The 10,576-nt window shown below is 54.3% G+C and carries 9 protein-coding genes; 2 read left to right on the top strand and 7 right to left on the bottom strand.

Features of this window, described 5'->3' with window-relative positions:
* Positions 1-28: 28 nt before the first annotated feature.
* The 4 genes from eda to NQF64_RS07090 form a co-directional block, all read right to left on the bottom strand.
* Positions 29-649: a bifunctional 4-hydroxy-2-oxoglutarate aldolase/2-dehydro-3-deoxy-phosphogluconate aldolase gene (gene eda, locus NQF64_RS07105; protein ID WP_155579565.1), complete on the bottom strand. Its 621-nt coding sequence runs from the start codon at positions 647-649 to the stop codon at positions 29-31.
* Entirely contained in the window at positions 646-2,514 is a 1,869-nt protein-coding gene (edd, locus tag NQF64_RS07100; RefSeq protein WP_266106926.1) for a phosphogluconate dehydratase, read from the bottom strand. Before edd ends, eda begins: the two co-directional genes overlap by 4 nt.
* Before the next feature lie 329 nt (positions 2,515-2,843).
* Positions 2,844-4,679: a lytic transglycosylase domain-containing protein gene (locus NQF64_RS07095; protein WP_266106925.1), complete on the bottom strand. Its 1,836-nt coding sequence runs from the start codon at positions 4,677-4,679 to the stop codon at positions 2,844-2,846.
* Positions 4,680-4,990: 311 nt separating this feature from the next.
* Positions 4,991-5,767, bottom strand: coding sequence for a uracil-DNA glycosylase (locus tag NQF64_RS07090; RefSeq protein WP_266106924.1), 777 nt, complete (start codon positions 5,765-5,767; stop codon positions 4,991-4,993).
* A gap of 222 nt (positions 5,768-5,989) precedes the next feature.
* Here NQF64_RS07090 and NQF64_RS07085 point away from each other — a divergent pair, with 222 nt between their 5' ends.
* Entirely contained in the window at positions 5,990-6,889 is a 900-nt protein-coding gene (locus NQF64_RS07085; RefSeq protein ID WP_266106923.1) for a 4-(cytidine 5'-diphospho)-2-C-methyl-D-erythritol kinase, read from the top strand.
* Positions 6,890-6,963: 74 nt separating this feature from the next.
* Here NQF64_RS07085 and NQF64_RS07080 read toward each other — a convergent pair whose 3' ends face one another.
* From NQF64_RS07080 to NQF64_RS07070, 3 genes are all read right to left on the bottom strand, one after another.
* Positions 6,964-7,428 (bottom strand): hypothetical protein, encoded by a 465-nt coding sequence (locus tag NQF64_RS07080; RefSeq protein ID WP_180794219.1) that lies wholly within the window; start codon positions 7,426-7,428, stop codon positions 6,964-6,966.
* A gap of 114 nt (positions 7,429-7,542) precedes the next feature.
* Positions 7,543-8,814 carry an ammonium transporter gene (locus tag NQF64_RS07075; RefSeq protein ID WP_266106922.1) on the bottom strand — a complete coding sequence of 424 codons (1,272 nt, stop codon included), beginning with the start codon at positions 8,812-8,814 and terminating at the stop codon, positions 7,543-7,545.
* Entirely contained in the window at positions 8,814-9,152 is a 339-nt protein-coding gene (locus tag NQF64_RS07070; protein WP_099026870.1) for a P-II family nitrogen regulator, read from the bottom strand. The genes NQF64_RS07075 and NQF64_RS07070 overlap by 1 nt, the downstream gene beginning before the upstream one ends.
* 197 nt (positions 9,153-9,349) lie before the next feature.
* Between NQF64_RS07070 and NQF64_RS07065 the strand changes: the two genes are divergently transcribed.
* On the top strand, positions 9,350-10,570 hold the full coding sequence (locus NQF64_RS07065) for an FAD-dependent monooxygenase (protein ID WP_266106921.1): 1,221 nt from the start codon (positions 9,350-9,352) through the stop codon (positions 10,568-10,570).
* Positions 10,571-10,576: the final 6 nt, after the last annotated feature.

Here is a 10,576-nt window from a genome sequence, read left to right as displayed (position 1 = left end):
TAACGTCTCAGACGAGAAGGGCTAAAGCTTAGCGCAAGCCCAAAGCCTTTGTCCGCTTCGCTACTTCCTCAGCGGAAGCATTGCCAGCGGTCAACCAAGAGCCACCAACGCAAGCGACTGTCGGCAGGGCCAACCAGTCCTTATATGTAGCCTCGGTAATGCCCCCTGTAGGACAGAAGCGCACGCCCAAGCTACCAAACACAGCGGAAAGCCCCTTTAATGCCGGGATGCCGCCATTAGTCATAGCAGGGAAGAACTTAAAGCGGCGTAGCCCTAGGTCCAAACCCATCATGATGTCGCTAGCATTAGCTGTACCGGGGAGGTACGGTACGTCACGGTCCAACGCTTCCTTCACCAAAGCCGGTGTGATGCCGGGGCTGACCATGAACTTTGCACCAGCCTTCATAGCCTGGTCCATCTGCTTAGGGTTCAGCACCGTACCAGCACCGACCAATGCCCCTTCCACTTTGGACATCTCAGAGATGACCTCCAAAGCAGCTGGTGTACGCAATGTCACCTCAAGGGTGGAGATGCCACCAGCGACCAAGGCCTCAGCAATCGGACGGGCCGTAGCCACATCCTCAACAACCAGAACAGGCATAATCGGGCTGCGGTCCATTACCGCATCCAGTCTCTTGATGTAGCTCATACCTCGGTTCCTTTCTCAACATCATCACCGATTTCATCCAGCTCACGATCCATCATGAACTGCATCGGCGAAGCCCCCTGCTCGGCGGACGGTGCCACCTCACGCATGAGGGCAAACAGCTCGCGCCCTGTGCCAGCTGTGGCGCGATGCGGTTTGGTCGGCGTACGTGCGTTCCATTCCTTCTCATCCACCAGAGCTTCCAACTGCCCTGTACGGGCACAAACGCGGATCATATCGCCATCGCGCACCTTAGCCAGCGGTCCGCCAACCTGCGCCTCCGGCCCAACATGCACCACAGCGGGGACCTTACCACTCGCACCAGAGAGGCGGCCATCCGTAACCAATGCCACCTTAAAGCCTTGGTCCAGCTCCACACCGAGGGAGGGGATCAAGTTATGCAGCTCTGGCATGCCATTGCCGCGCGGGCCTTGGCCAATCACCACAACCACAACATCCCGATGCAACTCACCAGCCTTTTGCGCTTCCTTCACCGCCGTTTGGGAGTTAAAGACGCGGGCCGGGGCCTCAATGGTCAGCAGGTTATCCGCCACAGCACTGGATTTATACACGCCGCGACCCAGATTACCCTGAAGCAACTGAATCCCCCCAACTGGGTGGAATGGGTCCTTCACACCGCGAAGAATCTCAACATCGCTGGATGGCTTAGCGGGGGTGTAAACAACATTCTTATCATTGCCTAGCAGGGCGCGTTTGGCGTAATCCTCCAACCCATTCTCAGAGACAGTGGGAATATCAGGATGGATCAAGCCAGCATCGGCTAGTTCAGCAATGACAGTCGGCAAACCGCCAACCTCGTTAAACTTGTTCACATCGGAAGGACCGCTTGGATACACCTTACACAAGGTCGGCACCGCAGCAGAAAGGTCGGAGAAGTCTTCCCAATTAACGATAATACCCGCAGCACGCGCCACGGCGGGGATGTGGATCGTATGGTTGGTAGACCCACCTGTAGCCATCAGACCAACAATGGCGTTCACGATGGCCTTCTCATTAACGACCTCGGCCATTGGGCGTGGGGTTTTACCCTTTGTGCTAATCTCCACCAAACGATGGACCCCGGCACGGGTCACAGCCTGACGCAGTGGCGTATCAACAGGGATGAAGGACGAATCCGGCATCATAAGCCCAAGGAACTCGGCCATCATCTGGTTGGTATTGGCTGTCCCGTAGAAGGTACAAGTCCCCTCGGCATGATAAGAGGCCATCTCGGCCTTCATCAGCTCATCTTTGCCAATCTTCCCTTGAACATAAAGCTGACGAACCCGGACTTTCTCCTTGTTCGGCAGGCCAGAGGTCATCGGGCCAGAGGGAATCAACATACCCGGCAGATGACCAAAGCGCAGCGCACCCATCAACAAGCCGGGAACAATTTTATCACAAATACCAAGCAGAGCTACAGCATCATACATACCATGGCTCAGCCCTACGGCGGTGGATTGTGCAATTACATCACGCGAGAAAAGGGAGAGGTCCATCCCCTCTTGGCCTTGCGTGACACCATCGCACATCGCCGGGGCCCCACCAGCAACCTGTGCTGTAGCCCCAACCTCACGTGCAAAAAGCTTCATCTGCTCCGGGTAATGAGCATAAGGCTCATGGGCAGAAAGCATATCGTTATAAGTTGTAATAATGCCCAAATTAGCACGCTGCTCAAAAACCAGCTCCTGCTTATCAGCAGCGCTGGAGGCAGCAACGGCATGAGCCAGGTTCCCGCACGTGAGACGGGACCGGTCTACACCTTTTTCACGGTTACGCTCCATAAGAGTGAGGTAACGACGGCGGGACGTCTTGGACCGCTCGATAATTCTGGACGTTACACTCTCAACAACGGAATTCAGAGACATTGAAGCACTCGCTGTTCGGCTGGACACCCCACAGACAGACGGATAATTCCCCCTGAGAGACACGGTATCATATTATCATCCGCTTACTTCCCCGACTAAATAAGGAAAGCATCGCACTGCCTTTATGTAAGGAAAGACGCCCCAACGGGCAAGCCACCCCCCATGCACAAGCCGCCCATCTCCCCATCACCCAACACAAGGCACATCCCTTAAAAGAGCAGTTTTTAAAGGTTTTCCCTACAAAAAACCCAGATGAAGCCTCACACTGCCATGCATGAAACTCCCGTCTGGGCTTTGCAAAATACGTCCCTCTATGACCCAAACAAACATTAGCTGGGCGAGTCACGCTCCTGTTCTTCCTCGCGGAAACTTGGCCAACGCCCCGCAGCAAGAGCTACGAGCGAAGGAGTTGCAACATGCAATCTACGGCCATAGACCCAATCGTTCGTCAAAACACTACGAACATATTGCCGGGTCTCCGAGCTTGGCAGGCACTCAATAAACATAAGCGGGTCCTGCAAGCCTTTTTGCCCGCTCTGCCACCGGCTAATCGCCAATGGCCCCGCATTATAAGAGGCAAGAACTTTCAATAAAGAAGCCTCTCCACTGGGTTCATTTTGTGCAATCATGCGGGCGAGATAGAGCATATAAAGCTGCCCTACCTCCAAATTATAGCCCGGCTCCTGCAAACGCCGCTCCATCTCCTGATAAAACCGCTCCCCAGAAGAAGCCGAAACAGGTTGCGGAAGATGATACTGCTTACTGATCCAATCCGCTGTTATAGGCATGACCTGCATCATCCCGTAAGCCCCAGCCGGCGAGGCTGCCAGTGCATCAAAATTCGACTCCATTCTCGCTACGGCATAAACCAAAGCCGAAGAGACACGGAAACCATTATATGGATGTAGCTCTGGCAAGGGGCCAAGCACTTCCTTCAATTCATTATGATCCAGCCGCTCTAAAGCGTGCTGCATCTGCTCTGCCAAAGCGAGCATCCCCGCTTTTTGCACCACTAATTGAAGAGAATGAGCCCGCACAGGGTCCAAAAGAGCCTCTTGCCACATCTGGCGTGCCAACATTTCTGCACGCCCTTGCTCACCAATCTGCAACAAAGCAAAAAGATGCGGCCCTTCCTCCATGGACGACACCACCTTAACGTCCACTTCACTCAAAGCGGTTTGTGTCGCACCCGCTAGGCCAATCGTAGATAACACACCAGAGAGCGCGGTCTCATCGGTGTGTTTCTCTCGCAACATCCGTTCTGCTAGCAGCCCGTAAAAGCTTTCACTCTGCACAGAGGCCCGATGTAGCCATGTATGATACAGACCGACATCGCCATGTCGCTCTGCTACACGACCAGCCCAAAAAGACGCTGCTGCCTGTATGTCACCATCTGTTTGCTCCGCATTAGCAGCACTCTCAAACAGATCATACGCCGCATCCAAATATCCCTCACGCCATGCCGCCAAACCAGCCACAAAAGCGGGAAAACCGACCTTATAATGCCCTACATCCATGCCAGCAGAGCCTATCCGCAGCGCGGCCCGTGTCTCCCCCTGGCTTAAAAGCTGCATCGCAATTTCACCATGCAGCTGTGCCGCATAGATAGGCGTCATACCCGGTGTAGATTGCACCTGCACGATGGCACGCTGCGCGCCAACAACCCCTTGGGCAGCTTCCTCCATCAAAGCGCGCTCTAATCGATTATTCCGTACTAACGTCTGCGAGAAAGGCAACGCGCGCTCCACGCGGTGTAGATCCGCCACAGTGTCATAGCCACTAGGCAGCGTCCCCCCCGTGATAGTGCCTCCTCGACGCATCACATCAAGCTGTTGCTGTATCAATGGCGCATCAGGCAATGACGAATAACGCCGTAACCACTCCGTCAATTCCGCCTCGGACGGATGAAAAGCCGTATTGAGATAGCGCTCTGCCAAATAATCAGGGAGCAACAGATTCTCTGCTGTTTCATTAGGGCCAGAGGCATAATGCAAAACATCTAACCGCCCCATATCCCCCTCGCGCACAGCCGCAAAGAGAGCCCGATAACGCCCTGCAACAGCCGCCGGTAAAGGCTGCGGCAAAGAAGCCCCTACTATGGAACGAGATGAAACGCTGGGACGCTCACCTTCGGGATGCCCCGGCGCGTGGGACGGAAGAGACATACCCTGCCCCTGCGCCGGAAAAACAGCGTGTCCTGTCAGAAGTGCAGCACTCAAGAGAACGCTACACCATACTGCGCTAGACCCACCTGGAAATATCCATCGCATAATGTCGGGGCGTAACGTGGTTTTTCTTTACTGGCAACCCTTGAAAGTTAAACCGAGAAAACCCACCGCTTCCACCATGATACGCCTTGCCTGGGGAAGAATCCAGAGAGTTCTTCTCTTTTCTGGGTAATTTCGTAATTTATTTTGCCTTATTTTACCATTCTGTTATATCTGGTAATTAACTATTTGTTCATATAAACGACTCGCTAATCTTCACCCTCGTTGCCTTTTTGAAGACTCGCTTCCAGCAATAAAAGATCGTGCCATAGGTGGCGCCGTCGCCCTGCATTATCGCCAAGTTGTGCAGGATGCCATAGAGGCAACAACGGAATTGGCTGTGCAAAACCGGGAATCATCGCCTCATGCCACCGCCCCCGCAGCTGGCTGAGCCGGGGGCCCTCCTGATGCAACAACATACCTGCCGGTATTGTCCCCATTGTTACAATACGCTGCGGCTTAGCCAGCGCGACAATGCGCTGTAACACAGGCAAACAAAGCTCCAACTCACGCTGAGAGGCACGCTGCCCACCAGGTGGTCGCCATGGAATAGCCGGTGCCATGGAAAGCTGATCACGCTTTAGGCCAATAGATGCCAAAATACGCCCCAACAAAACGCCCATCTCGCCAGCAAATAAAGTGCCATGCCGATCCTCATCTTCATTAGGCACGTCACCAATTAAAAGAAAAGGCGCATCCTTTACCAAAACAGGGGCTAGATGATGCTTTGCTGTCCGCGCGAGGGTAATACCGGGTATGTGTTGGCTCACCTGCTTTAACGTTTCTACATCTTGTGCTGTAGCGAGTGCTGCTAGAACATCCTCCGCTCCTTTTACGTTCTCACGCGCGGGGGCTGCCATCACTATAGGCTGACCTTTAGGTGGAGGGTCACGCTGTATGGAGCGCTCCTCCCACACATCCCAACTATGATCTTCTATCAGGTCATCCACACCCCATTCTTGATGCAGATGCAAAGCTGCAAGCATGTCCTGTACGGGATATGATGATGAGGAAGATACCATAAGAAATTAAGGACTCTCTTTTACATAACTCTAACAGACAGGACTCAACCATCCTCTTTACATGGCTTTTAGTCTCTTAATTTGTTAGAGAGACTCTCTGCACATAAACACACCATCCGGACCTTATATAGGCGTACGAGTCTCCCCCAGCCTCTTCCGGTTTCATAATGAAGGATGCCCTGTACCATGGTGCTGCATCAAGATACAGCTCACGCTAAGATCAATCTATTCCTTCATGTCACTGGCCGCCGTGATGACGGCTATCACCTCCTTGATAGTCTTGCTATTTTTGCGGGTGCGGGAGATGAACTCTGCCTTACAACCGCCGCACCCGCACAAATGAGTGAAAACCTTACCCTACAGGGGCCCTTCTCCCAAGGCTTAGAGGCCGATAGCAATAACCTCGTCCTACGTGCAGCTTCCGCTCTTCGGCACCATCAGGGTGAGATAAAAGGCAAGCTACCAGCTGCTACTTTACGCCTCAATAAACAACTCCCCATTGCCTCCGGCATTGGTGGAGGCTCTGCCGATGCTGCTTGCGCCTTACGGCTGCTAACGCGCTATTGGCACCTCTCACCGGAGGCTGCCGTCGCTGTCGCCCCAACCTTGGGAGCGGATGTCCCTGTATGTTTGCACCAAAAAGCAACACGTATGGAAGGCATTGGCGAAATCCTTACCCCTGCACCGGCTCTACCCAAAATGGGCATTATGCTTGTTAATCCCGGCGTGAGTGTTTCCACCCCGACGATCTTTAAACGACTCGCTACCACGGGGGGACCGCGCGCACGCGCCGCTTTGTCTCTCCCCACAGCAGGATGGCCTACAATAGATGCCCTTGTTACCTTCCTAAATGGAACGGAAAACGACCTCCAACCCCATGCTATCGCTCAGGAGCCCATCATCGCCACGGTTTTGGAACATCTAGCCCAACTCCCACAGGTCCGTTTTAGCCGTATGAGCGGCTCTGGTGCGACCTGCTTTGCGTTGTTCGACACTCCTCACGCCGCGCAAGAGGCGGCCCTTCACCTCACACAGCACCCCGCGGCAAAAACATGGTGGAGCTGGGCAGGGGCTGTACTGGCATAAAGAAAAGCCCGCTTTTTAGAGCGGGCCTTCCTCTCTCACCATTTTGAGAAACCAACATGTGAGAGACACAACCGTTACTGGGCCGCGCCTTTCAGCCGGTTATTGCAGGCGGAGTAATACCCACCACCCTTTTGAATCCACTTCAGCCCACCATTACGCCCCGTGCTTTTATTAGCATTATACTGAGCAAGGCAGGTTTTCATCCGCGCTTTCCCCTCTGATAAAGACGCAAATTCAGGCGCGATACGTTGAGGAAAAAGCACATCCCCACTCACAACAGGGGCTGCGGCGGCTGGCTTCTTGCCCTCTTCTGGCGTGGCCGATGTGCTAGAAGCAGGAGCCTCCCCAGTGCAATGAGCTTTCTTAAAAGCAGCGTAGTCCTGCCCTTTTAACGTCCCCGTTGTTTTAGCCTCATTAAAAGCTTTATGACATGCGGCAAAAGAGGAGGTTCCCGCGGCAAAAGACGGTGCCACTAATGCAGCACTCCCCCCGCTTATAGCACACATCATCATGAAGACGCTCACAGCTGAACATTTCATTCTGTTACTACCCTTACCTATTTGTTAAAACCATCCGGTAAGTAGTGCCATTATTTCCTCTCATCGTGCAAGCGGCGTGCCCCGCCAAGGCAGGGCAAAACCGATAAAACACATTTAATTGAGCCGCTCACCATGTTGGGTGAGATCCAGCCCCATTTGCTCCTCATCAGAGGAAACGCGCATACCAATCATCTTATCGACGAGCCAGAAGATGATAGCTGTTAGGATAACAGACCATATAATCGTCACACCCACAGCCTCAGCCTGCCGCCCTAACTGCGCCCAACTCCCACTCACTCCAGCTGGGTTTGAGGCCGTGGCAGAGAGCGGGCCATAAGCAAATACGCCCGTCAGTAAAGCCCCAACAATGCCCCCTACGCCGTGCACACCAAAGGCATCTAGGCTGTCATCATACCCTAAACGTGTTTTTAACACCGCAGCACTATAGAAGCACACACCCCCCGCAATCAGCCCAATCGCTAACGCCCCACTGGGGAGGACAAAGCCCGCGGCCGGTGTTACCGCCACAAGCCCTGCCACCACGCCAGAGATAATCCCCAACGCGGTCGGTTTGCCATGACGCCACCATTCTACCAGCATCCAGCCCATACCACCGCCAGCAGCCGCGACCTGTGTTGTGAGCATCGCCATACCGGCCCGACCATTCGCCCCAAGGGCAGAGCCTGCATTAAAGCCAAACCAGCCTACCCAAAGCAACGAGGCCCCGATAATCGCATAAGCCAGATTATAGGGGGACATATCATCACGCTTTAGCCCATAACGGCGGCCAATCATCAAGGCACAAACCAACCCGGCCACACCAGAATTGATGTGAACAACTGTACCCCCGGCGAAGTCCACAGCCCCTAACCCAGCGACCCAGCCAAGTGGGCTCCATACCCAATGAGCCACCGGCGCATAAACCAGCAACGACCATAGAATCGTAAAAACACACAGCCCAGCAAAGCGGATACGCTCTGCAAAAGCCCCTGTCAGCAGGGCTGGTGTGATGATGGCAAAGGTCATCTGATACATCAGATAAACGCTCTCGGGGATGGTCATAGGTGTTTCTGCCGGAGTCCCCGCCCCTAAGGTAAAGGCTCCGTCCGTCCCTTGATGGAATTGCGACGCAATCCCCCGTAGGAAAAAGCGAGAGGCATCACCAATCCATGCCGTCCCGGTCGAGAAGGCTAGGCTATAGCCGAGGACCATCCACACAATGCTCACAATACAGCAAATCCCAAAGGACTGAACCATAGTGGAGAGGACATTCTTCCGCCGCACCATCCCAGCATAGAACAACGCTAGGCCGGGGACTGTCATCAGCAAGACAAGAGCCGTGCTGACCAACATCCATGACGTATCGCCTGTATCAATCGCACGCATTAGAGGGCTCCTTCACCTGTCTCGCCTGTCCGAATACGGACCATCTGCTCCACATTTGTGACCATAATCTTACCGTCACCAATACGGCCTGTACGGGCTTTTTCGGTAATGGCCTCAATAATCTCTGGCACGCGCTCATCAGGGACGACTGTTTCCAGCTTAATTTTGGCGATGAAGCTGATCGTATATTCAGCCCCACGATAGATTTCTGTCTGGCCCTTCTGCCGGCCAAAACCGCGCACCTCCGTCACAGTCAGCCCATGCACCCCCAGCTCCGCAAGAGCTTCGCGTACATCATCTAATTTGAACGGTTTGATAATTGCCGTTACAAGCTTCATCCCCTCTGGCCCTTTTCTGCCGTTGGTCTGTTACTACACTGGAATGAAATCGTGCCACCTTCATAACGATTTCTGCAAGACTTTCTTTTCATCAAAGATAGGGCTAGACACAAAAGACCCGCCCCTCTGGCAAAAAAGCCACCCTCTTGGAGGGGCCTCCAGCCCCTTTTTTGTAGGCCGGGAAGGACAGACTGCTTATGCGCACAGATTACGACCTCTGCATCAATGGTGGCGGTCCCATCGGGGCGACGCTGGCGTGCCTTCTGGCACAAAAGGGGCTGCGTATTCTCTTATTAGAACGCGCGCCTCTCTCCCCCACGCCAGACCAAAACCCTGATGGCCGCGCTTATGCCCTAGCCGAGGGTGTCCGCCCTTTATTAGAAGAGGCTGGTATCTGGCAGGCCCTGCCCTTACCACCGCAGGCGATTACGACCATCCATGTCACAGATAGCCAAGGGCGAATCCCCACAGCCTCCCGCAGCACCCTTGCTGATGGGCTAAGCTTTACCGAAGATGATGCCCCAGACCACCGCCCTTTTGGCTGGATGGTCGAAGCTCATAATCTCCTCGCCGCTATTGCCCGCACCCTCACCTCTCAACCGAGGCTGGATGTACGCGCTCCCGCTACAGGGCAGTTCCAGTTTACGCAAAATGAAGCCCGTATTACGCTCTCAACGGGTGAAACAGTCTCCGCAGCTTTAGTCATCGCGGCTGATGGACGCCAATCCCGCTTACGCCAACAAGCTGGAATCGGCCTAACACGCATCCCTTATCATAAAACGGCCCTTGTCAGCGTGTTAGCTCATACGCTGCCTCATCATGGTAGTGCGCTGGAGAACTTCCTCCCTCAAGGCCCTTTTGCCCGCCTTCCTCTCCCCGGCATAGAAGGCCACCCGCACCGCTCCGCTATTGTATGGACCGACCGCGCTAAACGCATCGCCCATTTCACGAGCCTTGCCCCACACCATTTTGCCCGTCTCATTGAGGAGCGGCTTTGTGGCGAGGAGCTTGGATCACTGGAGCTGATCGGCACGCATTGGACCTACCCGCTCGCCTCCCAATATGCCCATCGCTATTACGCCACACGGCTGATTTTAGCAGGAGATGCCGCCCATGGCTTACATCCCGTTGCAGGACAGGGGATGAATCTTGGCTTTCGTGATGTCCGCACACTCGTTGCGCTATTGGGGGAGGCCTTCGCCCATGGGGAGGACCTCGGCTCCCCTGCATTATTACGGCGTTACCAACAGCTAAGCCGCCCCGGTAATCTTGCCATGCTCGCTGGATGTGACATGATGGAACGTCTTTTCAGCACGGATGCCCCTTTCATCCGTCATGCCCGTCATGCAGGGCTTATGGCCCTACGACGGCTCCCAACCCTACGGCAAGGGTTTGTCCGACGCGCTATGGGTTTATAATTTTAA

Origin of the sequence: Bombella saccharophila, from assembly GCF_026385475.1 — a bacterium.
Lineage (GTDB): Bacteria > Pseudomonadota > Alphaproteobacteria > Acetobacterales > Acetobacteraceae > Bombella > Bombella saccharophila.
Note: the sequence above shows the minus strand (reverse complement) of the source record. Positions and strands in the feature narration are given on the sequence as shown.